Source organism: Zoogloea dura, assembly GCF_012927165.1.
Lineage (GTDB): Bacteria > Pseudomonadota > Gammaproteobacteria > Burkholderiales > Rhodocyclaceae > Zoogloea > Zoogloea dura.
In genome coordinates, this window is record NZ_JABBGA010000005.1 from 37,144 (window position 1) to 62,751 (window position 25,608).

The following is a 25,608-nucleotide window of genomic DNA, read 5'->3' on the forward strand; positions in this document are numbered from 1 at the left end:
CCTCTCGACGCTCGCGCCCCGCGCGGTGATAATGCGGCCCCTTACCGGTTTCCGGTTCACGCCGACGGCGTGGGCCCTCCTCCAGCATGACAGCTCCCAAGCACGATCCGGTGGTCCGCGCCTTTCGCGACACGCTGGGCATGTTTCCCACCGGCGTGACCGTGATCACCGCCCGGGCGCCCAGCGGCGAGCCCATCGGGCTCACCGTGAGTTCCTTCAATTCCGTGTCCCTGACGCCGCCCCTGGTGGTGTGGAGCCTGTCCGGTCACCTGCCGAGCGTGCCCATCTTCGAAAACGCCGGAGTGTACGCGATCAACGTGCTGGCCGAGGATCAGCGGGACCTGTCCCAGCGCTTCGCCCGCCGCAGCGACGACAAGTTCGCCGGCCTGGACTTCACCGAAGGGGTGGATGGCGTGCCCCTGCTGCCCGGCTGCTCGGCCTGGTTCCAGTGTCGCCAGTACGCCCGCCATCCGGGGGGCGACCACGTCGTCTTCATCGGCGAGGTGCTGCGTTTCGAGCGGGACACGGCCAAGCGCCCGCTGGTCTTCCAGGGCGGCGCCTACCGCCGCCTGACGGACGACTGAGGCCATGACCGCCCCGCGCTGGATCGAGACCGGCGAAGGGCCCCGCGCCCTGGTCTTCCTGCATGGGGTGAGCGGCGGTGCCGCCGGGGCCGCCGGGCTGCTGCCCGCCATCACCCCCGCCGGCTGGCGTGGCCTGGCCTGGGACATGCCCGGCTACGGGCGCAGCGCATCCTTGCCGCAAGTCGATTTCGACAGCCTGGCCGACGCGCTGGCGGCCCTGCTCGACGCTGCCGGCCTGGCCCGCGCGGTGCTGGTCGGCCACAGCATGGGCGGCATGCTGGCCCTGCAGGTGGCGGCCCGTCATCCCGACCGGGTGGCCGGCCTGGTGCTGGCCTGCTGCACGCCGGCCTTCGGGGCCCAGGCTGCCGCCCTGCAGCGGGACTTCCTGGCCCGCCGCATCGGCCCGCTGGACGAAGGCGCCAGCATGCGCGACCTGGCCATCGAGGTGATCCCCAGTATGGTCGGCCCGGCGGCCGAGCCCCTGGTGGTGCATGAGGCGGTGGACCTGATGGCGGAGATTCCCCCCGCCAGTTACCGGGCCGCGGTGCAGGCGCTGCTGCATTTCGACCAGCGCGCCACCCTGGGCCGCCTGCGCACGCCCACCCTGGTGCTGGCCGGCCGCCACGACACGGTGTCGCGGCCGCTGGTGCTGCAGCGCATGGCCGAGCGCATTCCCGGGGCCCGCTTTGCCGAGCTGGACGCCGGCCACCTGGCGCCCTTCGAGGCGCCGGAAGACTTCGCCCGCGAGGTGCACGGCTTCCTCGAGGGCTTCGATCATGCGCCTGTCACCTTCCTGCTCTAGCGTGAGGCCCTTTTGCCGCCATGGATGAGAGCCCCTTCAAAGGCAAGACCGGCCTGACCCGCGTCTGGAACGCCTTTCACTACTCGATGGCCGGCCTCGCCGCCGCCTACCGCAACGAAGACGCCTTCCGCCAGGAGGTGTGGCTGGCCGCCGTGCTGCTGCCGCTGGCCCTGTGGCTGCCGGTCGGCGCCATCGGCAAGGCCCTGATGATCGGCAGCGTGCTGCTGGTGATCATCGTCGAACTGGTCAACTCCGGCCTCGAGGCCACGGTGGACCGCATTTCCCTTGAACATCACCACCTGGCAAAGCGCGCCAAGGACATCGGCAGCGCGGCGGTCTTCGTCGCCCTGATCAATGTCGTGGCCGTGTGGAGCCTGGTGCTTTTCGGCTGAGGCCTGCCATGACCCATCCCGCCAGCAAAAAGCCCTGCGTCAATTGCACCTGCGCCACCACCGGCTTTTGCCCGCGGGGAGTGGGCGCCAACATCCCCCCCGGAATGGCCGCCGCCAGCCCCCAGGCCGAGCCGGCCCGACCGCAATCCGCCAACCAGCTGCGCCGGGCCCAGCTGGCGCAACTGCCGGGGAAGCGCAAGGCGATGCGGTATTGAGGGTGGCGGGCCCGCAGGGGCCCCGGCATGAGAGAATCCCGCCCCCTCGAATCCGTACCGGAGCCCCAGCATGTCCGAGACCAGCCACGCCATTTCCGCACTTGTCGTCCACCGCCTGATCCGCGAATCGGAGGGGCCTTCGCGGGTCGAGTTGCGGCCCGCCGCCAACCCGGTGGATGAACCCGCCGCGCGCCTGATGGAGCGGCTGTGCCGGCACTTTGCCGAGCGGCCGGGCAAGGGCTATGGCTGGTTCGAGAAGGACGAGGGCAGTTTCCCCATGCCGCGCCTGATGCGTGCCCACGCCATCGAGGGCAGCATGGACTTCGAGACCCTCTCGAAGGAGATGCTCGCCCAGCTGCAGAAGCGGGTGGACGAGGACAAGGTGGAGGACGGCGGCTACGTGCTGATCGCCCGCGCCACCGTGTTCGGCGCCGACTGCCTCTACGTGGCCCTGCTGCAGGAGACCCTGGGCACCGTGATGGGCGAGGATCTGTCCATCCATGACAGCCCGCACCTGGACTTTGCCGGCCTGCAGGTGGCCGGCCGCATCGACATCAGCGCCTGGCAGGCCGGCGCCGAGCGCTACATCGGCTTCCTCAAGGGCCGCGGCGACGTGGCCGGCTGGTTCAAGCGCTTCCTGGGCTGCACCGACGTGGTGATCGCCCTCAAGGAGACCAAGAAGCTGGTCGAGACCCTCGGCCACTTCGCCGAGACCCAGCAGCTCGCGCCCGCCGAGAAGGACGAACTCCTCGAGCGCGCCCATCTGGTGCTGGAAGAGATGGGCGAGAGCGGCGCACCCCTAGACCTGGTGGCCGTGGCCAGCCAGATCTTCCCCAGCGCCCCGGAGAAGCTCAGCGACACCCTGAAGGACGAAGCCCTCGACCTGGCCAGCGGCTTCGTGCCCGACAAGCGCGCCCTCAAGCCGCTGATCCGCTTCCGCGCCAGCGCCCAGGACTGGAAGCTGGAGTTCGAACGCAGCGGCCTGCGTTCCGGCTCGGTGCAGTACGACAAGGCCAGCAACACCCTGGTCCTCACCAATGTGCCGGATGCGTTGAAGCAGTTGTTGTTGGAGGAGTGAGGGGGGAGTGCCTTTACTGGGCGGCTTTCCTTTCTTTTACGTTGGATTGGCCGGGATTTCGCCCCGGCGGGCGACCCCTTTCTTTGCGTCGCCAAAGAAAGGGGGAAAGAAAGGCGACCCGGCTTCCCCGGTCGTCCGCTACGCGGACGACTCCCCTGCGCTGCTCGCATCGGGCGGCCGGCGCGGAACTCGTCGGCTGCGCCTCCTCAGACAGCCGCGCCGGAAAGCCCCGCCCGCTGCTGCGCTGCTCGGCGGGTCAGAACGGGCTTTTCGCAAACACCGCGCGTTGGCTGAAGCCGAGGTTGGCTTCCAGCGAGAAAAGCAAAACCCCGCGCCTCGCATCCGCCGGATTTTCCGCAGAGGCTCGGTGCTTGGAAAAAGCCCGTTCCGACCCGCCGAGCAGCGGAACGGCAGGCGGGGAAGTCCGGCGCGGCTGTCTGAGCCCGCAGGGCGAGTTCCGCGCCGGCCGCCTGCCGTGAGCAGCGCAGGGGAGTCATTCGCGCAGCGAATGACCGGCGAGGCGGGTCGCCTTCTTTGCCTCCTTTCTTGGCGAAGCAAGAAAGGAGGTCGCCCGCCGGGGCGAATTCCCGGCCAATCCAAGGCGGAACAACGGAAAGCCTCCCTTGCCACCCTCCAAGGCCAACAAGTTCCCTTCAGAGGCCAACAAGTTCCCCCCGCAACCCAGTGAGCTGGGCCCTGACTTGAACTTGTTCCCCTCCGAGCCCAGCGTGTCTGGCCCCGGAGGGGAACCCACTGCCTTCGGAGGGAAACAAGTTCAAATCCAAGCCCAGCAAGTTCAGCTCCGAGGGAAGCCCACTGCCCCCGGAGGGAAACAAGTTCAAGTCCAAGCCCAGCAAGTTCAGCTCCGAGGGAAGCTCACTTCCCCCGGAGGGAAACACGTTCAAATCCGAGCCCGACAAGTTCAGCTCCGAGGGAAACTCACTCCCCCCGGAGGGAAACACGTTCAAGTCCGAGCCCAGCATCCCGGGCTGGTACCGAGGCCATGCAGGGGCCTCAGTCTGCCGGTGTGTTGTCTGCTTCTTCCACGAACACCACCGGCAGTTTGCTGACCGGTACGGTGACCAAATGGAAGGCCGTGGTCATTGCCGCCGGGCAGAGAGTGTTGCCTGGATAGTGGTCCCGCTGGTAGTGCGTGACGAGTCGGTCCTTCTCCGAAATCACCCGGGTAATGCGGACTCCGGTGCATCCATTGGAGTGAGTGGCCAGGACGGCCGCGATCACCATCTCCCGGTCGAAAGGCACCTTGATCGGAAAGCGCTGCCGGTCACCCCTGCGCGCGGCGGCGACCGAGTCGGGCCAGATCGCGTTGAGCTCGGCTTCGCTTCTCGCCACGGTGAATGTGTCTGTCCTGAAAGCGATGGAGTGCGTGTTTCTCCGGGACAGATCCTGAAAGGGAATCTCTTCGGCCGGGCTCTGTGCGGACAGCAGGGCAAGGACAAGGGGCAGGGCGATTTTGCGCATTGGGGTGAGTCCAGGGGGAGATGGGGGACGGACGGGAGGCTCATGGCACAACCCGCAGGCATTTCCATTCCTTCGAGCCCTCGTCGCGGGTGAAAACCTCGTGCTGCGCAAAAGGGCCCGTGCCAACGGAATAGAAGGCAACCCGGCCAATCCCGGTGAAGCGGTAGCCGATGAAGCTGTCTGGTGTTTCGTTCTCCGCCCCCGGGGGAATGCCCTGGAGCGTCTGCTCCAGGGCCTCAGTGGCGTCGAGAGGCAGGCCCGAGCGGTGGCCGAACACCAGGTAGCTGCGCCGGAAGCTGGGCTCAAGGGCCAGCCAGTCCTTGATCAGCTGATGCCGGGGAATGGGTTCGAGCGTACCTTCAAGAGACACCGAACGCAGGCTGTGCTGGAAGGCGAAGGTTAGCGAGGCGCGCGGGTTCAGCTCGAGATCCTCGACTTTCCGGCTCCCCGGCGAGGTGTGGAAGCGGGGCCAGCCATCTGCATCGAAATGCACGCCCAGCATCCGCGTCCGTGGGCTGCCGTCCCGGCCCGTGGTGCCCAGCACAGCGCCATGGCTGAAGGGCGCGCCGGTGGTGCGTTCTTCCTGCACCCATTGGAGGAGTCGTGACAGGGGATTCATTGCATTGCCTGGCCGAGTTGTGGATGGATCGTTGCAACGGTAGCGGGAGTGCGGGCTCTGCCCTCGCGATGTGGAGACCCGTTCAGGGTGTCCGGGGCGCCCCGGTGCCGGCCTCCAGCGCCTGCGCCTCCCTGTCCCTGCCCGCCTTGCGCAGCAACTCGGCATAGCGTTTGCGGGCCCGTTCGATGCGCCAGGCTTCCACCTCGCGGCCGCCGGTGCTGAGCGTGGCGATGGCCTGGCGGAAGCAGGCTTCGGCGTCCTGCTCACGTCCCAGCTTTGCGTAGGCGTCCCCCAGGTTGTGCAGGATGGTGCCGCGGGTGCGGGCGAGGTATTGGCCGTCCGTCGTGCGCAGGGCGATGTCCAGCGCTTCCTGATGCAGCCCAATGGCGGTCTGGAACTGTCCGAGGCTGGAATGAGCCTGGGCCAGGTTGTCGAGATCGATGGCGTGGAGTATCGGTTGGTCGTCAGTCCTGGAGATGTCGGCGGCGCGCTGGAGAAGAGGCAGGGCCTCGGCGGGTTGACCGAGGCGCTGCTTGAAGAGGCCGGTATTGACCAGGGCGTTGCGGAGGCGCCGCGTGTCGACGGGCTGGAGGGCCTCGGCGGCCTTGAGGGCGCGGGAGAAGAAGTCGGCGGCAAGATCGTTCCGCTTGTCCTGCTGCGCCATGTTGCCCAGGGCGATCAACACATCGACCAGGCGCGGGTCGGGCGGGTTTTCCTTTTCGAGGGATTGGGCTGCCGTGATCAGCGGCGGGATGGCATGGCCGGGCAGGCCCATCTCGTAATGGTTGAGGCCGTAGCTGATCTGCCTGTCGGTGCTGAAGTAGACACAGCCCGACAGCATGATGCACAGCCCGGTGAGGATGGGCAGGCGGAGGATGGGCGTCATGTCGAGTCCTTGCGCGGGAGAACGGTGGGACGCCGCCGACGCTGTTCGGATTGCCAGGGTGGGCAGGAAACAGACGGTCCAGGCGCGAGGCCGTGATTATGGCGCAAATGCCGAAGGCATGGATCGGAGGTGTGGGGGTGGCTGAAGCCGCCCCTGCAGGCCCCTACACCCGGCGCTTGTGCACCCGCACCGGTGCCTCCCCGGCGATGACCCGCGCGCGCAGCTGGCCGCAGCCGCCGTCCACGTCCTGGCCGGCGGAGTTGCGCAGTTTGGTGAGGATGCCGCGGCGGTGGAGCTGGCGGGCGATGTCGGCGGCCTTGTCCCAGGCGGGGCGGCGGTAGGGCAGGTCGGGCACGGCGTTGTAGGGGATCATGTTCATGATCGCGTACTTGCCGCTGAGCAGGCGGACGATGCCGTCGAGCTCTTCCGGAGTGTCGTTGAGTCCCTCGATGAGGGTCCATTGGTACTGGATGGGGTAGCCGGTGGCGCGGGCGTAGGCTTCGGCCTCGGCGACCAGCTGGTCGGGGCTGAGGGGCGGGGCCTTGGGCAGCAGGTCGGCGCGCAGGTCGGCCCGGGTGGTGTGCAGGGACAGGGCCAGGGCGGGCTTGACCGGGCCCTGGGGCAGGCGCTCGAAGACCCGCGGGTCGCCCACCGTGGAGAAGACCAGGTTCTTGTGGCCGATGCCGCCTTCGGTGCCGAGGAACTGGATGGCTTCGAGCACGTTGTCGATGTTGTGGGCAGGTTCGCCCATGCCCATGAAGACCACTTTCTTGACCGGCCGGCGGGCGCGGGCCAGCACCACCTGGGCGACGATCTCGGCGCTGCCCACCTGGCGCAGCAGGCCGTCGCGGCCGGTCATGCAGAACTTGCAGCCCACCGCGCAGCCGACCTGGCTGGAGACGCACAGGCCGTCCCGTGGCAGCAGCACGCTTTCGACGGTCTGATTGTCGGCGAGCTGCACCAGCAGGCGGGCGGAGCCGTCCTCGCCGGGATGTTCGGAATGCACGCGGGCCAGCCCGGCCAGCTCGGCAGCCAGGGCGGGCAGGGCCTCGTGCACGGCCTGGGGCAGGGCCGGGCCACGCCGGCCGGCGCCGGCGTCGAGGGGCAGGGCGTGGGCCCAGGCGCGCAGCACGCGCTGGACGTGGACGGGTTTGGCGCCCAGGGCGGCCAGCCGCTGGCGGATGTCGTCGATTCGCATGAGGAGGCGAATGATAGGCTTTTTGCCCGGCGCTTGCCGCTTGCCGTGACGGCGTTTGGGTGCCGGCTTCAGTTCGCAGTGGGGCTGCCGATACTGTGATCCATGTCACGTCGCCTGCGCCTGGGGTATCCAGGTTTCTTCCTGCTGGTTGCCCTGGCCATGGCTGCATTGATGGTCTTTCTGCTCGGAGCGGCCCATGGCGATCTGCAGCGACAGGCGGCGACCGATGCCCGCAATATGGTCGGGGTGCTTGAGGCACGCCTGGAGTCGACCTTGCGGCGGGCCCAGGCCAACCTGGAGGAGCTGGCCGTCGATGTGCCGCTCGAGGCGCTTGCGCCGGAGGTGCCGGAAGCCCTGCGGGAGAAAGTGCGCCACAAGCTGGCCCTGGAGGCCCGGCATTTTCCCGAGATCACGGGCTTCCGCCTGATCGACCGCAGTGGCGTGGTGCGCTATGCCTCGGAGATAGCCGAGCCCCAGGCGGATGCCCGCGGGCGCAGCTATTTCGAACTGCTGCGCAAGGACCCGTCCCTCAGGCTGGTGTTTTCCGAAGTGGCGGTGGGGCGCATGGCCGGCCGGCCGCTGCTCTTCATGGCGGTGCCGATCCGTGATGCGGCGGGGGCTTTTGCCGGGGTGGCGATGGCGCCCCTGGAGCTGAGTTATCTGCAGGGCCTTTTTGAAGCGCTGGATCTCGGTCCCAACGGGGTGGTGACCTTCCGGCGCGCCGATGACGGCCGCCTGGTGATGCGCCGGCCGGCCCAGCCCGACCGGGTCAACCAGACCTTGAGCAACAATCCCATGCACCTGCGCGTGGAGGCCGGCGAGATGGAGGGGGCCCTGCGTTTCCAGGCGGCCATCGACGGGGTGGAGCGGGTGTACGCGTTCAAGCGCGTGGGGGCCTTTCCTTTTTATGTGGCGGTGGGCATCGCCCTGCCTGATTTCCTGAGCCACTGGCAGCGGGACGCGGCAGGGGCGGTGGGGGCCACCGTGCTCTTCCTGCTGCTCCTGGGCCTGATCCTGAAGCGTCTGCATGCTTCCGAGCTGCGGGGTAAGCGGGCCACGGTGGATCTGCAGGCCAGCGAGGACCGCTTCCAGCAATTGCTCGGTTCGGTCGGCGAGGGCATCTGTGGCATGGACCGCCAGGGCCGGCTGCTGTTCTGCAACCCGGCGGCCCTGAAGATCCTGGGTTACCGCAGCGAGGCCGCCTTGCAGGGGCGCGACCTGCCGTCCCTGCTGCATACCCATGGGGCCGACGGCCGCGAGCTGGTGCCGGAGGCGTGTGCTGTGCGCCAGGCCCTGGTGGTGGGCACGGTGGTACATAGCAGCGACGGGGTGTTCACGCGTGCGGACGGCAGCCGCTTTCCGGTGCGCTTCGATGCCTATCCGCTGATCAAGGACGGCGAGGACATCGGCGTGGTGCTGCTCTTCGCCGACATCACCGAACGCCGCCGCAGCGAGGAACGCATCGAGTTCCTGGCCCACCACGACCCGCTCACCGGGCTGCCCAACCGCCTGCTGGCGGAGGACCGCTTCGAGCAGGCGAGGGGGCATGCGGCCCGCTCCGGCGAGCGGACGGCGCTGCTCTTCCTCGACCTGGACGGCTTCAAGACGATCAATGATTCGCTGGGCCACGACATCGGTGACGAGATGCTGAAGGCGCTGGCCAGCCGGCTCCGCCAGCAGGTCCGGGAAACCGATACGGTGTGCCGCCTGGGTGGCGACGAGTTCCTGGTGATCCTGCCGGGCGTCCGCGACCTGGACAGCCTGAGCCTGCGCGTGGGCAAGCTGCTGACTGCCGTCGAGGCACCGGTGGAGCTGCCGGGGCGCAGCCTGTCCACCTCGGTGTCGATCGGGGTGGCGCTGTATCCGGACGACGGCGAGGACTTCACCACCCTGATGAAGAACGCCGACACGGCCATGTATCACGCCAAGGATGCGGGGCGGAACACCTACCGCATGTTCGACGAGGCCATGAACCACCAGGTGCAGGAGGCCCTGCGCCTGCGCTCCAACTTCCAGCGCGGCCTGGCCGGCGGCGAGTTCGTGCTGCATTACCAGCCCCTGCTGGATCTGCAGACGCGGCGGGTGGTGGGGGCCGAGGCGCTGGTGCGCTGGCACGACCCGGAGCGCGGCATGTTGTCGCCGGGGCACTTCATCCCGGTGGCCGAGAGCAGCGGGATGATCGTGCCGCTGGGGGCCTGGGTGCTGCGTGAAGCCTGCCGGCAGGCGGCGCGCTGGCCCGTGCAGGGCGGCCAGCCGCTGGTGGTGGCGGTGAACATTTCGGCGATCCAGTTCAAGCGCGGCAACCTCGAGCAGACCGTGGCGGATGCGCTGAGCGAAAGCGGGCTGGCCCCTGACCGGCTGGAGATCGAGCTGACCGAGAGCACCCTGCTGCATCAGACCGACGAGGTGCTGGCCACCCTGCAGCGCCTGCGGGAGTTTGGCGTGCGCCTGTCCATCGACGATTTCGGGACGGGCTATTCGAGCCTGGCCTACCTGAAGAAGCTGGCGGTGAACAAGCTGAAGATCGACCAGTCCTTCGTGCGCGACCTGACCAGCGACCCGGAGGATTCGGCGATTGTCCGGGCCATTGTCGACATGGCCCACAGCCTCAACCTGGTGACCATCGCCGAGGGCGTGGAGAACACCGAGGTGCTGGCCGTGCTGCGCAGCTTCGGCTGTGACGAGGGCCAAGGCTATTATTTTGCCCGCCCCATGCCGGAGGCGGAATTCCGGCGCTACCTGGAGGCGGCCGAGGGCGTTCCGGCCTGAGCCGCCTCCCGGCTCCGGGGTGACAGCCACCTGAGCAGGGTCTGGAACAGGGCGTCGGTGTTCACCGGCTTGCTGATGAAGTCGCTCATTCCGGCCTCACGGCAGCGCACCTGGTCTTCGGCGAAGGCGTTGGCGGTCATCGCGATGATCGGCACCTGGCCGCCATCCGGGCGCTGGCGGATGCGCCGGGTGCATTCCAGGCCGTCGAGGCGGGGCATCTGGATGTCCATCAGGATCAGCGAATAGGCCTGCCGGTCGAGGCAGGCCAGGGCTTCCAGCCCGTCGCTGGCGGTGTCGAGGAGCAGGCCGGTGTCGGCCAGCAGCTCCAGCACGATGTCCTGGTTGATCGGCTCGTCCTCCACCACCAGCACCCGGGCACCCCGGCATTCCCGTGCCAGGGCGGCTTCGGCTTCTTCCGCAGTGATGGTGGCGGGCGGCGGCGTGCTGCGCTGCTGGCGCTGCAGGCGGGCCGAGAACCAGAAGCAGCTGCCCACGCCGGGGGTGCTGTCCACGCCGGCTTCGCCGCCCATCAGCTCTGCCAGCTTGCGGGTGATCGCCAGGCCCAGCCCGGTGCCGCCGTACTGGCGGGTGATCGACTCGTCGGCCTGGGAGAAGGGGGCGAACAGGCGCGGCTGGAGCTCGGGCGGAATGCCGATGCCGGTGTCTTCGACTTCGAAGCGTACGTTCAGGCCTTCACCGTCCTCGGCGTCAGGAATGGCCCGCAGGGTGATCGAGCCCTTCTCGGTGAATTTGATGGCATTGCCGGCGTAGTTGAGCAGGGCCTGCTGCAGGCGCGTACCGTCGCCGAGGAGGGGCGGGAATGGAACCGGCAGGTCCACCTGGAGCTTGAGCCCGCGTGCCCGGGCCCGATCCGCCAGCATGGCGGCCACGTTGCCGATAAGGGTGGGGATGTCGACGGGCGAAGCGTCCAGGGCAAATTTGCCGGCCTCGATCTTGGACAGGTCAAGGATGGCATTGATGATCTCCAGCAGGTGATGTCCGGCCGTCTCGATCTTGCTCAGGCGTTCCGCCTGCTCGGGCGTGACGTGGGCGCGCCGGATCAGGTAGGCCATGCCGATGATGGCATTGAGGGGGGTGCGGATCTCGTGGGACATGTTGGCCAGGAAAGCGCTCTTGGCCTGGTTGGCAGTCTCGGCGGCGAGGCGGGCCTGCTCCAGCTGGGCGGTGCGCTGGCTGACCAGGTCTTCCAGGTGGTTCCGGTGGCGGTCGAGCTCGCGGGCAGTGCGCACGCTTTCACTGATGTCGGAGAACACCACCACCGCACCGGTCAGCTCGCCGTCGCGGCGGCTGGGGGTGATGGTCAGATGTACCGGGAAGCTCTCCCCGTCCTTACGCCAGAAATGCTCGTCCAGGCGTCGGGTCTTGCCGTCCCGGGTGGTTTGGCACACCGGGCAGTGCTCACGGGGGTAGGGGCGCCCGTCGGGGTGGCGGGCATGGACCAGCGCATGCATGGACTGGCCGAGGATGTCGTTTTCGCTATAGCCGAGCAGCTTGGCGGCGGCCGGGTTGATGAAGGTGCAGTGCCCCTCCCGGTCGGTATCGAAGACCCCTTCGCCGATCGCCTCGAGGATCAGGCGCTGACGGGTTTCGCTTTCGATCAGGGCCCTTTCGGTGCGGGTCAGGGCAGTCAGGTCTATATCCAGGCAGAACAGGACGAGGCCGTGTTCCACGGTGTCCACCACCACATGGCTGGAATAGACGTTCACCGGCTGGCCCTGCTTGTCCTGTAGCTGGAGGCGGCCGGCCTCCATGCCGTTGCGATGCTCGACCATCCAGGCCACGCTACGGCGCACCGCTTCACAGGCCTCCCCGGGAATGATCAGATCGTAGAGCGAGCGACCGATCGCCTCGTCGGCTGTGTAGCCATACATCAGCCGGGAGGCGGGGTTCCAGTAGACCACCGTGCCGTCGGGCCGGTAGCCCTGGATGGCGAGGGCATTGACCTGCTCGAAGATGCTCCGGAAACGGAGCTCGCTGGCGCTCAGGCGCTGCAGCACGGTGTCCGCCCGGGCCTGCTCGTCGCGCAGCCGGCGGTTGGTGCGCAGGAGCAGGAGGATTGCACTGAGGAGAATGGCGAAACCGAGCGTGGTGAACAGGGCGATCAGACCGTGGTACTGGGACCACACATCCGCCGCCGTGATGCGCTGGGGGGCGTCATAGGGTGGGATGCGCAGCTGGCGCATCAGGCTGTCCACCGGCCGGTAGTCGCCGGGGACGGTAAAGCCGTGGATGCCGGCGGCGCGGGCCACCTCGCCCCCATGGGGCAGGGCCAGGATCGCGGCGGCCACCTGGCGGGCCAGGTCCTCGTCGGCCCAGGGCATGGCGGCCACCGGCCATTCCGGATAGAGCGGGGTCGACAGGGCGAAGGGAAAACCGTCCACCCGGTGTGGGTTGATGATCTTCAGCCGCTGGATGTCCAGCCGTCCTGCCCGCTGCATGGCTTCGATGACGCCGGTGCGGACAAAGGCGGCGTCCGCCTGGCCGGCGAGTAGGTGTTCGATGGCCCTGTCCTGAGGCTGGCCGGTTTCGATGATCTGGGCATCCTGGGGCAGCTGGATGTCTTGCTGGAGCAGCTCCAGGGCCTGCATTTGGTAGCTGCCTAGGGACGCCGTTGCGCTGCTGGCGATGCGCTTGCCGCGCAGGTCGGAGAGTGTGTTGAGGGCGGTGTTGTCGGCCCGTCCGACGATGACGCCGCCGAAGCTGGCGAGGGCGTGGCCACCGTCGTTCTCGACCAGGGTGGCCAGGGGGGAATGCAGCCCGCCGAGCTGGGTCAGGCGGATGTAATGGCCGGGCTGGGTGGTGACCACATCCACCCGGTGTTCGCGCACTGCGGCATCCATCTCGGGGTAGGTCAGCACGTCGAGCTCGAAGTGCCGCCCCAGGCCGGCCTGGTTGAGATGGTCCACGACAGGCTGCCAGCGGGCCTGCATGTCGGGCTTGGGGCGGAAAGCCAGCACGGCGAACCGGGCTACGGGGGTGGGGGAGGCCCAGGTGTCGGCCCGCAAGGGCATGGCAGGGAAGGCCAGCGCGAGGAAAAGCACCAGGCCGGTCAGGCTCCGTCCGGCGTATCGGCGAAGGGTCAGGTGCAAGGGGTCTGTCACTGGGCGTGCCTCGCAGATCGTTGAAAGCCCGAACATCTCTGGGCCTGTGGTCCCGTCTCCCATATTACGCTTCCAGGCATATGTGGCGCGAAACGTACAAGTGCGGGGCTGGTCGGGCCGCGTTGGGCGGGAGGGGGGCTGGCCGCATGAGGGCTGCTGGTATATTGCCGGCATGCACAAAACACCCCCGACCTTCCAGGACCCGGGTCTGGCCGATGACGGCTATCGGGTCTTCCAGCGTGTCTTCCTCCGCGCCCTGCTGGGCGCCGCAGGCAGCGTGTCGGGTTTGTTCGTGCTGGCTGACCTGATGGGCATCAATCATCTCGGCGAGACGCAGCTCCTGGGAACGGTCGTCTACTGTCTGGCCAACGTGGTCATGCTGTCGCTGACCTGGCGGCGGGCCCTCTATGTGCCACTGGCGGCCATCCTGGTGCTGGCGAGTTTTGCGATCTACACCCTGGCCTTGGTCAGCGTGCCTGGCGATGAGCTGCGCATCGTCTGGTACTTTCTGGGCATTGGTGGCAGCTACATCCTGCTTGGGCGGTGGGTCGGACTGGCGTTTACCGTGGCCAGCATCGGCGTCATCCTGGCTCTCAATCCGGGCCTGCCCATTCCCTATTCCCGCCTGTCGGTGGTGACCATCACCCTGGCCCTGGTGAGCTGCAGCATCATTTCCCTGGCCGTGACGGCCTATGCCCAGGGGGTCTATCGCCAGTTGCTCGAGGCCAATCGCCACCTGCGCTCCCTGTCGCTGGTCGATCCGCTGACCGGGTTGCCCAACCGACGCCTGCTGGACGACCGGCTCCGCCAGACCCTGGCGGAAGGGGGGCGCCATCCGCAACAGACCTTCGGAGCCTTGATGTTCCTGGACCTGGACCACTTCAAGGAAGTGAACGACACCCTGGGGCACCAGGGCGGCGACGCCCTGCTGATCGAGATCGGCCACCGCCTGCGTGCCCAGGTGCGCGATAGCGACACGGTGGCCCGCCTGGGGGGGGACGAGTTCGTGATCCTGCTGCCGCTCTTCGCGCCGGACCGGGACGCGGCACTGCAGGGCGCGCAGACGGTGGCGGGTAAGTTGCTGGAGGCGGTGGGCCAGCCCTATACCGTCGACGGTCATGTGGTGGCACGTACCCCGAGCATCGGCCTGACCCTCTTCCCCGAGCCGGGCGATACGGCGGCGGCGGTGCTGCAGAGGGCCGATGCCGCCATGTACCAGGCCAAGGCGGATGGCCGGCGCTGCCTGAGGGTGAGCAAGGGCGGGGCCGATCGCGCACCGCTTCAGACGGGGGCCGATCTGGCCGGGGCCTAGGGCCTGTCTTCACGCTGGACGGTCTTCATCAGGCGGCTGTTGCGGGCGTCACCCAGCCATCACTTCGCCGTCACACCCCTGCAGCATGGTCTGGCGACACTGCCGCCATGGACCGCGCCGGACTCGTATGCCAGGAACTCGCCAGCCAACTGACCTCCCTCCGGGTGGCCGTGGTGACCGAAACCTATCCGCCTGAAATAAACGGGGTGGCCATGACCACCGGCCGCATGGTGGATGGCCTGGTGGCTGCCGGCCACCGGGTGGACCTGATCCGGCCCCGCCAGGCCCACGAGGGCGGGGCGATCGTCAGCGGCGATGGAATCGACGGGGTGGAGGAGATGCTGTCCCGGGGAATTCCGCTGCCGCGCTACGCCAACCTGCAGATGGGCCTGCCGGCCCGCAAGGTGCTGCTGCGGCGCTGGTCGGTGCAGCGCCCGGACGTGGTGCAGGTGGTGACCGAAGGCCCGCTGGGCTGGTCGGCTCTGACCGCGGCGCGCAAGCTCGGCCTGCCGGTGATCAGCGAGTTCCATACCAATTTCCACCGTTATAGTGGCCACTATGGGGTGGGCTGGCTGAAACGCCCCATCGCTGCCTACCTGCGCAAGTTCCATAACCGGGCCGACCTGACCCTGGTGCCCACCCGCGCCCTGTGCGACGAGCTGGCCGCCCAGGGGATTCCGCGGGTCGATGTGGTGTCCCGTGGCGTCGATACGCGCCTCTACGATCCAGCCCGGCGCAGTGATGCCCTGCGGCGCAGCTGGGGGTTGGGGCCCGACGACCTGGCGGTGGTCTACGTCGGCCGCATCGCGCCGGAGAAAAACCTGGCCCTGCTGGAGCGCGCCTTCGAGGCGATCCTGGCGCGGCGGCCGGAGGCGCGCCTGATCATGGTCGGCAGCGGCCCGGCCCTGCAGGGCATGCGCGCACGCCAGCCGCGGGCGATCTTCACCGGCCCGCAGACCGGCGAGGTGCTGGCCGGGCACTACGCCAGCGGCGACCTGTTCCTCTTTCCCAGCCTCACCGAGACCTACGGCAACGTGGTGGCCGAGGCCCTGGCCAGTGGCCTGCCGGTGGTGGCCTACCGGGATGCGGCCGCCCAGGAGCTGCTGACCCACCGGGTCCAGGGCTGGCTCGCCGAGCCCGGCGACGAAGCGGCTTTCATGGCAGGTGCGGTGACCCTTGCCGAATCCCCCGAACTGCGTGCGCGCCAGCGCCTGGCTGCCCGCGAGCGGGTGGCCAGCCTGGCCTGGCACGCCATTGTCGATAGCCTGGTGGCCTTGCAGCGCCAGGTGATCCTGAGTGCCCCCTTGTCTGCCCGGAGGTAAGCCATGTTCGCCCTGCCAGCCCGTCTCCAGTTGCTCGACGACCGCCTGGCGGTGCGCTCCAACCGCTTGTGCCGTTACCGTGGGCTGCGCGACCTGATGCGCGTGGTGAGTCGTCTCGGCGACGGGGTGGCCTGGTATGTGCTGGCCGCCTGCCTGTTTGCGCTGTGGGGCGCGGCGGCCCTGCCGGCCCTGCGTCAGATGCTGCTGGCCGGGGTGGCCGGGGTGCTGGTGTACAAGTTCCTGAAGACCCGCACCCTGCGGCCGCGCCCCTTCGAGGTGGTGAGCGACGTGGTGTGTGCCGGCTGCCCGCTCGACAAGTTCAGCTTTCCCTCGGGCCACACGCTGCACGCGGTGTGCTTCTCCCTGATCCTGTCCCAGCACTTCCCGGCGCTGGCACCTCTGGTGCTCGGCTTTGCCCTGCTGGTGGCGGTGTCCCGCCCGGTGCTGGGGCTGCACTACCCCAGCGATGTGCTGGCCGGCGGCGCGATCGGTGCGGTGCTTGCTGGAGTCGCCATCCGTTTCGCCTGAAAACCCTTCCCCTGAAGTCCCGGCCAAGCCCCTGTCTCCCGGCAGGGGCTTCTTTCATCGCCGGGCCGCCCCAAGATGAAAGGTGCCCCCCCGGGGGGCAGCGAAGCGCGAAGCGGTGAGCGTGGGGGTCCTCTTTCATCGCCGGGCCGCCCCAAGATGAAAGGTGCCCCCCCGGGGGGCAGCGAAGCGCGAAGCGGTGAGCGTGGGGGTCCTCTTTCATCGCCGGGCCGCCCCAAGATGAAAGGTGCCCCCCGGGGGGCAGCGAAGCGCGAAGCGGTGAGCGTGGGGGTCCTCTTTCATCGCCGGGCCGCCCCAAGATGAAAGGTGCCCCCCGAGGGGCAGCGAAGCGCGAAGCGTGGGGGGGCCTCTACCTCAACGCTGCTGCGCGGCGAAAAGGTCTTCCGGAAGGGGCAGGCAGGCCCGCAGCAGGCGCCGCGGCGCGTCGATGAGGCGCGCGCGCGCGGCGATAGGTTCCACCTCGGCGGTCCACCCGGGGAGCTCTCCTTCCAGCAGCCGGTCCAGTTGGGTCAGGCGCCGTGCCGTATGACCCAGGTAGAGGTTGAAGCGCCGTTGCACCCGCCGGTCGACGAAGCGGGCCGCATGGTAGAGCCCTGCGTGCAGGCGGCTGCTGCGCAGCCAGCTCTCCCCCTGGGCGAGGGTCGCCAGGGCCTGGCCGACCCGCTCCGGGGGGCTGTCGAAGGCGCGGGCCATGAGGGGGGTGAGGATCTGCCTCTCTTCGTGCATCAGGGTCGCCGGGCGGACGAACAGGTGCTGCCCGACATGACGGTCCATGGCCCATTCGACGGCGATGTGGGTCGTGATGTCCGATTCGAACCACAGCCGCTCGTGGGCTGGCACGAAATGGTTGTGGGCGATGATGTCGGCCATCAGGTGGCTGGCGTAGCCGAGCACCGCGGCGTGTTCGGCGTCGCTGCGGGCGGCCTCCATCAGGGCATGCAGCTGGGGCCAGCGGTGGCTGCTGGCGAGGGCGTCCGCGCCGGCCCGGCGCGCCGTGAGGGCGACATCGGGCAGGCAGGAGCCGGCCATCACCAGGCGCGGATGGCGACGCGCCAGGCGGCGCAGGGCCGGATCGGCGAGGGGGATCGCCCACAGCAGCAACTGGGCGAAATAGACGTGGGTGTAGAGCCCCCAGGCCAAGGCGTCTCCGCTGGTCAGCAGGAGGGGCAGTAGCCACAGGGCGGCGCGGCGATGGCGAGGGGTGAGTAGTGCATCCATGCCTCGAATCTGCCCGTTCCTGATGACAGCCTCGTGCCCTCCCGGTGTCAGCCTGGTGAATAACAGCCTACAGAGACGCCTGGAGAGGCCGATAACAATTGCTAATGCACGGGGTGTCGGTGGTTTATGCCGTGTGGCCCTCTTTTTGTCGGAACATGAACGCTCCGCTCCCCGCTCCTTCGAGGATTGCAGCTACCGCCCCCGCCGGGGTGGTGCGGCGTTTTTTTCGCGGCGGCTGGTCTTTCGAGCGGATCCTCCTGCTGGCCGTGCTGCTGATCAACCTGGCGGCCGGGTATCAGGGCTGGGCACGTCTCGCCGAGGGGCGATCGCGGGCCGAGGAGAGGGCCGCCCAGGAAACCCGCAACCTGGCACAGGTCCTGGAGCAGAGCCTGGGGAGCACCGCCCGCTCCATCGATGTCACCCTGCGGGCCGTGGTCGATGAACTCGAAGCCGCTGCAGGCGGCGCCCATGCCTTGCGGACCGAGGGGGGCCGCGACATGCTCGCCCGCTACAAGAGCTGGCTGCCCGAGATAGAGGGACTGCGGGTCTTCGATGCCGAGGGGCGGCCGCGCTGGGCACGCGCGGGTGCGCCGCCGGGGCAGGGGCTGATCGGGGCGGAGGCGTTCCGGACCCTCGCCGGCCTGGTCCATGACCAGCTGATGGTGTCACCGCCGCAGATCGAGGCGGATTCCGGGGTCCGGGTGCTGTCCTTCTCGCGGCGCTATCGCCTGCCCGACGGGCGTTTTGGCGGCGTGGTGACGGCGGCGGTGCCGCTGCACTATCTCGAGGAATTACTGGCTGTCCCGCGCCTGGGCAGCAAGGGCTTGTCGATGCTGCGCTACGAGGATCGCAGCCTGATCGCCGTGCAGCCGCCGATTCCGGGTGAAGCAGGGCAGGTCGGCAACAAGGCGATCTCCGCCGAATTGACCGGCATCCTCGATTCGGGCCTGCAGGCGGCAAGCTACCTCGCTCCCCACATGAAGGATGGCGTCGAGCGGATCAACTCGGTGCGCCGGGTGGCGGGCCTGCCCTTCTTGCTGGTGCTGGGCATGGCCAGCGAGGAATACCTGGCCGAATGGCGCGACGATCTGCGCAACACGCTCGCCTTGCTGACGGTGTTCCTGCTGTTGACCGCCGGGTCGGCCTGGCTGGTCATCCGTTATCACCGCCGCCTGCAGGCCCACGCGGCACGCCTGGGCGAGACGCTGGCCGAACTGCGCGACCGGGACAAGGTGCTGCGTGTGACCGAGAGGGTGGGAGGCTTGGGGGTGTTCTCCATCGATTCACGAAGTGGCAGCACTCGTTTCTCGGAACAGTTTCTGCAGGTCTTCGGGCTGCCGCCGGGCCGGCCGTTTCCTGTGGAGGTGTGGCAGCAAGGTATTCACCCGGACGACCGGGAGGAGACGCTGGCCAGGGCCGCCGAGGTGAGTAGCCCCGCCGGGCGGGCCTTCGATCACGAGTATCGCTACCTGTGGCCGGATGGGCAGGTGCGCTGGATCCATGGCCTGGCGGAAGCGGAACGGGACGTCGAAGGCCAGTCCGTGCGCGTCCATGGTGCGGTGCGGGACGTCACGGATAGGCACCGCGCGGAGATTTCCCTGAAGGCTGCGCTGGATGAGTACGAACGGCTGGTGGCGCGGATTCCGGTGGGGGTGTTCAAGATCCACTGGACGCAGGATGGACGGCCGTGCTTCGATTATGTGAGCCCCCTGTTCTGTGAGCAGTGCGGGCTGGACGAGGCGGCCGTGCTGGCCGACGCCACCACGGTCTACCTGAGCCTGCACGAGGACGACCGGGCCTCCTTCGACGCGATGTGCCATCGGGTGGTCAGGACTCTGGAGACCTTTGAATGGGAGGGGCGCATCCGTGCCGGCGGCCGTCTGCTGTGGATCTCGGTGCAGGCCCGGCCGACACGGATGGAGGACGGTTCGGTGATGTGGGAGGGCATCCAGTCGGACGTGACCGGCCGCAAGCTCGCCGAACTGGCATTGCGCGAGAGCGAAGAGCATGCGCGCCTCCTGCTGCGTCATTCGCCGGTCGGGATTCTCAAGTACGACAACGACCTGAAGGTGAGCTACTGCAACCAGCAGTTCGCCCGGATCATGGGCGCGCCGCTCGACTACATGCTGCGTCTGGATTGCAGCAAGCTGCAGGACGTCCGGGTTCTGTCGCCCTTGCGCGAAGCCATCGCCGGCAATATCGGGCGTTATGAAGGCCCTTACCGCACCACCTACAACGGCCATGACCTCAACATCGCCATGCATTGCGCACCGCTGCGCGACGAGGCCGGCGCCATCGTGGGCGGGATCGCCATCCTCGAGGACATCACCGAGCGGATGCTGAAGGACCAGGAGCTGGCCCGCTACCGGGACAGCCTGGAAGAACTGGTCGATGAGCGCACCGCCGATCTGGTGGCGGCGCGGGCCGAGGCCGAGCGCCTGGCCCGCGTGAAGAGCGAGTTCCTGGCCAACATGAGCCACGAGATCCGCACCCCGCTCAACGGGGTGCTGGGCCTGGCCCACATCGGCTACCGCGACAGCCGTGGGCGGGACAAGGCGAGGGACACCTTTGCCCGCATCCTGTCGTCGGGCCAGCTGCTGCTCGGCATCATCAATGACATCCTGGATTTCTCGAAGATCGAGTCGGGCAAGCTGCGGGTGGAGTCCATACCGGTGGATCTCGGCAAGGTGATCGGTGGGGCGCTGGAGCTGATGGAGGAGCGGGCCAGCGCCAAGGGCCTGATCCTGCGTTTCCGCCGCAGCGCGTCGCTGCCGGAGTCCTGCCTGAGCGACCCGCTGCGCATCGGCCAGATCCTGATCAACCTGCTGTCCAACGCCATCAAGTTCACCGACCACGGCGAGGTCAGCCTGGCGGCCGGTCTCGAGGGTGAGCGGCTGCTGTTCCAGGTGACGGACTCGGGTATCGGCATGAGCGAGGGCGAGCTGGCCAAGGTGTTTGCTCCCTTCGAGCAGGCGGACAACTCGACGACCCGCAAGTTTGGCGGGACGGGCCTCGGCCTTACGATCACCCGCCGCATCGTCGAGCTGATGGGCGGCGCCATGGTGGTGCACAGCCGGCCGGGTGAGGGCAGTTGCTTTGAAGTGCGCCTGCCCTGTGTGCCGGCCGCCTTGCTGCCGCCCCCCGAAGCGCCGCCGCCCCGGCCTGGCGCCATGCCGGGCGACCGGCGGCTGGCCGGGCTGTCCCTGCTGGTGGCGGAGGACAACGAGGTGAACCGCATGGTGCTCGAGGAGCTGCTGGGTGAGGAGGGGGCCACGGTGACCCTCGCCTGCAACGGGCAGGAGGCTGTCGATGCGGTGCGCGGGCAGGGCATGGCCGCTTTCGATGCAGTCTTGATGGACGTGCAGATGCCGGTGATGGACGGCTTCGATGCCACCCGGGCGATCCACGAGCTGGCGCCCCGCCTGCCGGTGATCGGCCAGACCGCTCACGCGCTCGACGAGGAGCGGGAGCGCTGCTTTGCCGCCGGCATGGTGGATCACCTGGCCAAGCCCATCGACCCCGAACGCCTGGTCGAGGTGGTGCGCCGGCATGCCGCCGCCCCCCTGCGGTTTGAGGGGGCGGGCGGGGCCGGTTAGCGCTGGCCGACCCGGGCGTCGGCGAACAGGTCGGGCAGGCCGCGCGGCTGGCAGCGCCAGTACTGCGGGGCGGCATGCACCTTGGCGCCCAGCTTGGCGGCGGCATGCCAGGGCCAGCGCGGGTCGTAGAGCATCACCCGGGCAACGCCCACCAGGTCGGCCTGGCCGCTGGCGACGATGGCCTCGGCGTGCTCGGCCTCGGTGATGAGGCCCACGGCCACCGTTGGCAGGCCGGTTTCGGCGCGGATGCGTTCGGCGAAGGGCAGTTGGTAGCCCGGGGCCAGGGTGATCTGCTGGCGGGGGGACAGGCCACCCGACGACACATGGATGAAGTCGCACCCGCGCGCCTTGAGCGCCTGACTGAAGGCGATGCTCTGCTCCAGGTCCCAGCCGCCGTCCACCCAGTCGGTGGCCGAGATGCGTATGCCCACCGGCTTGCCGGCGGGAAATACGGCGCGCACCGCGTCGAAGACCTCCAGCGGGAAGCGCAGGCGATTCTCAAGGCTGCCCCCGTAGGCGTCGCTGCGGATGTTCGAGAGTGGGGACAGGAACTGGTGCAGCAGGTAGCCGTGGGCCGCGTGTAGCTCCACCGCGTCAATGCCGATCGCCGCGGCGCGCCGGGCAGCGGCCACGAAGGCATCACGGACACGCAGCAGCCCGGCGTCGTCGAGGGCTAGCGGGGCGCGTTCATCGGCGCCGTGGGGCAGGGGCGAGGGGGCCACGGTATCCCAGCCGCCGGCGCCCAGGGGGATCAGCTGGCCGCCTTCCCAGGGCAGGTGGCTGGAGGCCTTGCGGCCGGCATGGGCGAGCTGCACGGCCACCGGCATCGACGAGTAGCGGCGCAGGCTGTCGAGGGTGCTGCCGAGGGCTGCCGCATTGGCGTCGGACCACAGGCCCAGGTCGGCCGGCGAGATGCGGCCCTCCGGCGTGACGGCGGTGGCTTCGATGATCAGCAGGGCGGCGCCGGACAGGGCCAGGTTGCCGAGGTGGATGCGGTGCCAGTCGGTGGCGTTGCCGTCCTCGGCCGAGTACTGGCACATGGGGGCGATGACGATGCGGTTGACCAGGGCCAGATCGCCCAGGCGATAGGGGGAGAACAGCGCGGACATGGAGACTCCGGTAGTGGATGGGCGGGGCGCTCAGCCCCGCGGCGCAAACATGATGATGGCCATGCCGGCCAGGGCCACGGCGCCGCCGGTGACGTCCCAGACGGTGGGGCGCAGCCCGTCCACCGCCCACAGCCAGATCAGCGCGACGCCGATATACACCCCGCCGTAGGCTGCATAGGTGCGCCCGGCCGCCGTGGGGTGGAGGGTCAGCAGCCAGGCGAAGGCGGCCAGGCTGAGCGCCGCCGGCACCACCAGCCAGGGGCTGCGCCCCTCCTTGAGCCACAGCCAGGGCAGGTAGCAGCCGAGGATCTCGGCCACCGCGGTGATGGCGAAGAGGGCGAGGGTGCGCAGTTCGAACATGGCGATGAGCGGGGCCGGGGATCAGGCCGCTCAGGCTTTGAGGCGGCGGGTCCAGGCGGCCAGGGCCTGCATCTGCTCGGCGATCAGCTTGAGCAGGCGCTCATCGGTCAGGTTGCCGTCGGCATCGAAGGAGGCCGAGAAGGCGTTGGCGAAGACTTCCGGCTTGTTCAGTGGATGCAGGTCGAGACACACGCAGACCTGGCGCAGGTGGTGCTGGGCGCGGGAGGTGCCCATGCCGCCGCCGGCGCCCATGATGGCGAGCGGCTTGCCGGCCAGGAGCAGGTTGTCCTTTTCGCGGGAGGCCCAGTCGAGGATGTTCTTGAGGGCCGGCGACAGGGAGTAGTTGTATTCCGGCCCGGCCAGCACCAGCGCGTCGGCGGCGCCGATCTGGGCCAGCACGCGCTGCACGGCGGCGGGCTTTTCGGTGAGATCGGCGTTGTAGAAGGGGATGTCCGACAGGTCGGCGGTGTCCATCACGACGCCGTCGGGCAGGCTGGCCGCGGCGGCGCGCAGCAGTCCCTTGTTGGTGGATTTCTGGCGCAGGCTTCCGGTGATTCCGAGATACTTGAGCGACATCATGATGCTCCCAGGACGGTGGGTGGCGGAGCGGCCCTGAGGCAGGGCCGGTGACGAGGGGGCATTTCGTCATGCGGCGGCGGTGCTGTCAATCCGCATCGCCGTCGGCCTGGCTTCCTCAGGCTGGGGTGGCCTCGAGCAGTGCCTCGAAGTGGGGCGCGGGGACGGGCGGGGAGAAGTGGTAGCCCTGGTATTCGGCGATCTCCCGCCTGGCCACCCAGGCCAGCTGCTCGCTGGTCTCGACGCCTTCGGCGACCACGTTGAGTTTGAGCAGGCGGCACAGGGAGACGATCATCTCGGCCAGCGGGCGGTCCACGTCGGGGGCCTGGATGAAGGTCTTGTCGATCTTCAGGGTGTGCAGCGGGTAGCGCTGCAGGTAGGCCAGATTCGAGTAGCCGGTGCCGAAGTCGTCCAGGGCGATCGACATGCCCAGCGCCTCGATGGCCTTGAGCACGGCGATCGGCCGCTCTTCGTTGCCGAGCAACATCGATTCGGTGACCTCCAGCTCGATCCGCGAGGGCTCGCAGCCGTAACGCCGCAGCACCGCCGCCATGCGGGCGACCAGGTGGGTGTCGGCGAGCTGGAGCGGCGACAGGTTGACCGAGATCTGCAGGTCGTGGCCGCGGGCGGCCCATTCGGTCTGCTGGCGGACCGCGGCCTCGAAGACGAACATGCCGAGCCGGCCGATCAGGCCCAGGCGTTCGCTCATCGGGATGAAGATGTCCGGCCCGACCAGGCCGTGCACGGGGTGGCGCCAGCGCACCAGCGCTTCGGCGCCGAGGATGCTGCGGCTGCGCACGGCCATGCGCGGCTGGTAGTGCACCTCGAACTCGCCGCGCTCGAGGGCCAGCCGCAGCTCGGCCTCCAGCGAGGTGCGGGCGCGCAGTTCCATGCCCATCGATTCGTTGTACAGGACCATGCGGTTGCGGCCTTCCGCCTTGGCGCCGTACATCGCCAGGTCGGCGTGGCGGAGCAGGGTCTCGATGTCGCAGGCGTGCTCGGGAAACAGGCTGACCCCGACGCTGGGGGTGATCCGGACCTCGAGCCCTCGGACATTCAGGGGCGCGGCGAGCGAGGTGGCGATGCGTCGATAGGCGTGGTCCACGTCGCCGCGGATGTCGGAAGAGCGGAGCAGGACCATGAACTCGTCGCCGCCCAGGCGCGCCACCAGGTCTTCGGTCCGGGTTGCGTCGCGCAGGCGCCTGGCCACGCCGACGAGGAGCTCGTCGCCGGCCGCGTGGCCGAGGGTGTCGTTGATGTCCTTGAAGTTGTCCAGGTCGATGAAGACCACGGCGGCCTCGGCGCCGCCGGCGCCCAGCTCGCGCAGGGCGTCGGCAAAGCGCGCCATCACCTGGGCCCGGTTGGGCAGGCCGGTGAGCGGGTCGTGCAGGGCCAGGTGCCGCACCTGCGCCTCGGTGTCCTTGATGGCCGTGACGTCGGCTTCGCTGAGCAGTAGCGCGTCCTGCCCGGACACCGCGTCGTGGCAGCGCCGGGCGGTGACCTCGTGCCAGCGCACGCCCTGCGGCGTATGGACGCGCAGGGTCAGCGAGCTGCCCCCGCCGCTGGCCAGGCTGTCGTGCAGCAGCTGTATGTCTTCCGCATCCACCAGCCGCTCGGGCAGGCATTCGTCGGGGCGGCAGGTGGAGTCGCGGGCTGCCGGGTTGCGGTAGAGCGGGTGCCCCTCCAGGTCGTAGAGGGAGATCATCAGGGTGGTGTGCAGCAGGGCCTCCACGGCCCGCACGGAGTCCGGCGCATGGGCACCGGCCGGCTGGCCTTCGCACATCATGGCCATGCGCCCGTCGGCCAGGCGGTGGCCGCTGAAGCGCACATGGAGGGCTACCGCCTCACCCACCGGGTAGAGCGTCCATTGCTCGGCGAAGATCGCGTTGTGGGCCTCGAAGTCGCGCTGGTACTGGGCGAGCCGGTGGGCGACGGTGGCCGACATGTCGCGGCCCAGGTCGCGGGCCTGCAGTTCTTCGAGGGAGCGGGCCTTCCAGACCTGCAGGGCCGGGCTGTTGGCCCACAGCACGTGCCGGCGGTCGATGTCGAAAATCCAGACAGGCTGGCTGATCAGTTCAAGGGCGGCGTAGTCGTTTGCGGAAGGGAGGGGGGCGGCTCCGGCGGTGTTCGGCTGGCTGGAGGACGGAGCGGGTGGGGATGGCGGTGGAAGCATGTAAGGTGCAGGACTCGGTGCAATCCCTTGTGCTTGCGATGGGAGGTCTGACCAGGCTGCCTGGCCACGTGCAAAGATACACTATTACACACTTATTCTTGTGCTCCGGGCATATGCCTTGGGGTTTTCGGGGCGCTGCGTGACATCTTTCTTGTCACCCGCCTACATCCGCCCCAGGCCACCTCCCGGCCCGCCTGCCATTCCTCCGGGGGTCGGTGGAGAGGCGGGAACGGTTGGGGCTGCGCGAGC

At 68.7% G+C, this 25,608-nt stretch carries 20 protein-coding genes; 10 read left to right on the forward strand and 10 right to left on the reverse strand.

The genetic code is table 11. The annotated features are described in order from the left end of the window. Window positions 1-86 precede the first annotated feature (86 nt). The 5 genes from HHL15_RS07970 (at window position 87) to HHL15_RS07990 (ending at window position 3,071) form a co-directional block, all read left to right on the forward strand. Window positions 87-584 carry a flavin reductase family protein gene (locus HHL15_RS07970; protein WP_169145325.1) on the forward strand — a complete coding sequence of 166 codons (498 nt, stop codon included), beginning with the start codon at window positions 87-89 and terminating at the stop codon, window positions 582-584. Window positions 585-588: 4 nt separating this feature from the next. Further along, on the forward strand, window positions 589-1,386 hold the full coding sequence (locus HHL15_RS07975) for an alpha/beta fold hydrolase (RefSeq protein WP_169145326.1): 798 nt from the start codon (window positions 589-591) through the stop codon (window positions 1,384-1,386). A 20-nt stretch (window positions 1,387-1,406) separates the two neighbouring features. Further along, window positions 1,407-1,778: a diacylglycerol kinase gene (locus tag HHL15_RS07980; RefSeq protein ID WP_169145327.1), complete on the forward strand. Its 372-nt coding sequence runs from the start codon at window positions 1,407-1,409 to the stop codon at window positions 1,776-1,778. Between the two features lie 8 nt (window positions 1,779-1,786). Then, the gene (locus HHL15_RS07985; RefSeq protein ID WP_169145328.1) at window positions 1,787-1,993 is read left to right on the forward strand and encodes a hypothetical protein; all 207 of its coding nucleotides are present in this window, start codon (window positions 1,787-1,789) and stop codon (window positions 1,991-1,993) included. 70 nt (window positions 1,994-2,063) lie between these two features. Further along, window positions 2,064-3,071, forward strand: a complete 1,008-nt coding sequence (locus tag HHL15_RS07990; protein ID WP_169145329.1) for a nucleoid-associated protein — start codon at window positions 2,064-2,066, stop codon at window positions 3,069-3,071. Window positions 3,072-4,085: 1,014 nt separating this feature from the next. Here HHL15_RS07990 and HHL15_RS07995 read toward each other — a convergent pair. The 4 genes from HHL15_RS07995 to HHL15_RS08010 all read right to left on the reverse strand — a co-directional run bounded on the left by HHL15_RS07995 (window position 4,086) and on the right by HHL15_RS08010 (window position 7,256). Further along, window positions 4,086-4,553 carry a hypothetical protein gene (locus HHL15_RS07995; protein WP_169145330.1) on the reverse strand — a complete coding sequence of 156 codons (468 nt, stop codon included), beginning with the start codon at window positions 4,551-4,553 and terminating at the stop codon, window positions 4,086-4,088. A gap of 40 nt (window positions 4,554-4,593) precedes the next feature. Further along, window positions 4,594-5,172, reverse strand: coding sequence for a pyridoxamine 5'-phosphate oxidase family protein (locus HHL15_RS08000; protein WP_169145331.1), 579 nt, complete (start codon window positions 5,170-5,172; stop codon window positions 4,594-4,596). 82 nt (window positions 5,173-5,254) lie between these two features. Next, entirely contained in the window at window positions 5,255-6,058 is an 804-nt protein-coding gene (locus HHL15_RS08005) for a tetratricopeptide repeat protein (RefSeq protein ID WP_169145332.1), read from the reverse strand. A 163-nt stretch (window positions 6,059-6,221) separates the two neighbouring features. Beyond that, entirely contained in the window at window positions 6,222-7,256 is a 1,035-nt protein-coding gene (locus HHL15_RS08010) for an RNA methyltransferase (protein WP_169145333.1), read from the reverse strand. A 102-nt stretch (window positions 7,257-7,358) separates the two neighbouring features. Here HHL15_RS08010 and HHL15_RS08015 point away from each other — a divergent pair, with 102 nt between their 5' ends. Continuing rightward, window positions 7,359-10,025: a bifunctional diguanylate cyclase/phosphodiesterase gene (locus HHL15_RS08015; RefSeq protein ID WP_169145334.1), complete on the forward strand. Its 2,667-nt coding sequence runs from the start codon at window positions 7,359-7,361 to the stop codon at window positions 10,023-10,025. On the opposite strand, the gene HHL15_RS08020 is transcribed toward HHL15_RS08015, so the two are convergent. Continuing rightward, window positions 9,992-13,147: a PhnD/SsuA/transferrin family substrate-binding protein gene (locus HHL15_RS08020; RefSeq protein ID WP_169145335.1), complete on the reverse strand. Its 3,156-nt coding sequence runs from the start codon at window positions 13,145-13,147 to the stop codon at window positions 9,992-9,994. The genes HHL15_RS08015 and HHL15_RS08020 overlap by 34 nt on opposite strands. A gap of 172 nt (window positions 13,148-13,319) precedes the next feature. Here HHL15_RS08020 and HHL15_RS08025 point away from each other — a divergent pair, with 172 nt between their 5' ends. The 3 genes from HHL15_RS08025 (at window position 13,320) to HHL15_RS08035 (ending at window position 16,309) form a co-directional block, all read left to right on the forward strand. Then, window positions 13,320-14,459, forward strand: coding sequence for a GGDEF domain-containing protein (locus HHL15_RS08025; protein WP_169145336.1), 1,140 nt, complete (start codon window positions 13,320-13,322; stop codon window positions 14,457-14,459). Between the two features lie 107 nt (window positions 14,460-14,566). After that, entirely contained in the window at window positions 14,567-15,781 is a 1,215-nt protein-coding gene (locus HHL15_RS08030) for a glycosyltransferase family 4 protein (protein ID WP_169145337.1), read from the forward strand. Window positions 15,782-15,784: 3 nt separating this feature from the next. Next, window positions 15,785-16,309 carry a phosphatase PAP2 family protein gene (locus HHL15_RS08035; protein WP_169145338.1) on the forward strand — a complete coding sequence of 175 codons (525 nt, stop codon included), beginning with the start codon at window positions 15,785-15,787 and terminating at the stop codon, window positions 16,307-16,309. A 372-nt stretch (window positions 16,310-16,681) separates the two neighbouring features. On the opposite strand, the gene HHL15_RS08040 is transcribed toward HHL15_RS08035, so the two are convergent. After that, complete coding sequence (locus tag HHL15_RS08040; protein ID WP_169145339.1) at window positions 16,682-17,545, reverse strand: zinc dependent phospholipase C family protein; 864 nt, start codon at window positions 17,543-17,545, stop codon at window positions 16,682-16,684. 155 nt (window positions 17,546-17,700) lie between these two features. On the opposite strand from HHL15_RS08040, the gene HHL15_RS08045 reads away from it, so the two are divergent. Continuing rightward, entirely contained in the window at window positions 17,701-21,141 is a 3,441-nt protein-coding gene (locus tag HHL15_RS08045; RefSeq protein WP_169145340.1) for an ATP-binding protein, read from the forward strand. Here HHL15_RS08045 and HHL15_RS08050 read toward each other — a convergent pair. The 4 genes from HHL15_RS08050 to HHL15_RS08065 all read right to left on the reverse strand — a co-directional run bounded on the left by HHL15_RS08050 (window position 21,138) and on the right by HHL15_RS08065 (window position 25,359). Continuing rightward, complete coding sequence (locus HHL15_RS08050) at window positions 21,138-22,250, reverse strand: NADH:flavin oxidoreductase/NADH oxidase (RefSeq protein ID WP_169145341.1); 1,113 nt, start codon at window positions 22,248-22,250, stop codon at window positions 21,138-21,140. The genes HHL15_RS08045 and HHL15_RS08050 overlap by 4 nt on opposite strands. Before the next feature lie 30 nt (window positions 22,251-22,280). Beyond that, window positions 22,281-22,610 (reverse strand): YnfA family protein, encoded by a 330-nt coding sequence (locus HHL15_RS08055; protein WP_169145342.1) that lies wholly within the window; start codon window positions 22,608-22,610, stop codon window positions 22,281-22,283. Window positions 22,611-22,640: 30 nt separating this feature from the next. Further along, window positions 22,641-23,189, reverse strand: a complete 549-nt coding sequence (locus HHL15_RS08060) for an NADPH-dependent FMN reductase (RefSeq protein ID WP_206198676.1) — start codon at window positions 23,187-23,189, stop codon at window positions 22,641-22,643. Between the two features lie 115 nt (window positions 23,190-23,304). Further along, entirely contained in the window at window positions 23,305-25,359 is a 2,055-nt protein-coding gene (locus HHL15_RS08065; RefSeq protein WP_169145343.1) for a putative bifunctional diguanylate cyclase/phosphodiesterase, read from the reverse strand. Between the last annotated feature and the right edge of the window lie 249 nt (window positions 25,360-25,608).

Excerpts from the sequence above, each read along its gene's own strand:
- HHL15_RS08060 (WP_206198676.1), bottom strand. The coding sequence starts at position 23,189 with ATGATGTCGCTCAAGTATCTCGGAATCACCGGAAGCCTGCGCCAGAAA.
- HHL15_RS08030 (WP_169145337.1), top strand. The coding sequence starts at position 14,567 with ATGGACCGCGCCGGACTCGTATGCCAGGAACTCGCCAGCCAACTGACC.
- HHL15_RS08015 (WP_169145334.1), top strand. The coding sequence starts at position 7,359 with ATGTCACGTCGCCTGCGCCTGGGGTATCCAGGTTTCTTCCTGCTGGTT.
- HHL15_RS07995 (WP_169145330.1), bottom strand. The coding sequence starts at position 4,553 with ATGCGCAAAATCGCCCTGCCCCTTGTCCTTGCCCTGCTGTCCGCACAG.
- HHL15_RS08065 (WP_169145343.1), bottom strand. The coding sequence starts at position 25,359 with ATGCTTCCACCGCCATCCCCACCCGCTCCGTCCTCCAGCCAGCCGAAC.
- HHL15_RS08005 (WP_169145332.1), bottom strand. The coding sequence starts at position 6,058 with ATGACGCCCATCCTCCGCCTGCCCATCCTCACCGGGCTGTGCATCATG.
- HHL15_RS08055 (WP_169145342.1), bottom strand. The coding sequence starts at position 22,610 with ATGTTCGAACTGCGCACCCTCGCCCTCTTCGCCATCACCGCGGTGGCC.
- HHL15_RS07985 (WP_169145328.1), top strand. The coding sequence starts at position 1,787 with ATGACCCATCCCGCCAGCAAAAAGCCCTGCGTCAATTGCACCTGCGCC.
- HHL15_RS07980 (WP_169145327.1), top strand. The coding sequence starts at position 1,407 with ATGGATGAGAGCCCCTTCAAAGGCAAGACCGGCCTGACCCGCGTCTGG.
- HHL15_RS08025 (WP_169145336.1), top strand. The coding sequence starts at position 13,320 with ATGCACAAAACACCCCCGACCTTCCAGGACCCGGGTCTGGCCGATGAC.
- HHL15_RS08045 (WP_169145340.1), top strand. The coding sequence starts at position 17,701 with ATGAACGCTCCGCTCCCCGCTCCTTCGAGGATTGCAGCTACCGCCCCC.
- HHL15_RS08010 (WP_169145333.1), bottom strand. The coding sequence starts at position 7,256 with ATGCGAATCGACGACATCCGCCAGCGGCTGGCCGCCCTGGGCGCCAAA.
- HHL15_RS08035 (WP_169145338.1), top strand. The coding sequence starts at position 15,785 with ATGTTCGCCCTGCCAGCCCGTCTCCAGTTGCTCGACGACCGCCTGGCG.
- HHL15_RS07990 (WP_169145329.1), top strand. The coding sequence starts at position 2,064 with ATGTCCGAGACCAGCCACGCCATTTCCGCACTTGTCGTCCACCGCCTG.
- HHL15_RS08050 (WP_169145341.1), bottom strand. The coding sequence starts at position 22,250 with ATGTCCGCGCTGTTCTCCCCCTATCGCCTGGGCGATCTGGCCCTGGTC.
- HHL15_RS08040 (WP_169145339.1), bottom strand. The coding sequence starts at position 17,545 with ATGGATGCACTACTCACCCCTCGCCATCGCCGCGCCGCCCTGTGGCTA.
- HHL15_RS08000 (WP_169145331.1), bottom strand. The coding sequence starts at position 5,172 with ATGAATCCCCTGTCACGACTCCTCCAATGGGTGCAGGAAGAACGCACC.
- HHL15_RS07970 (WP_169145325.1), top strand. The coding sequence starts at position 87 with ATGACAGCTCCCAAGCACGATCCGGTGGTCCGCGCCTTTCGCGACACG.
- HHL15_RS07975 (WP_169145326.1), top strand. The coding sequence starts at position 589 with ATGACCGCCCCGCGCTGGATCGAGACCGGCGAAGGGCCCCGCGCCCTG.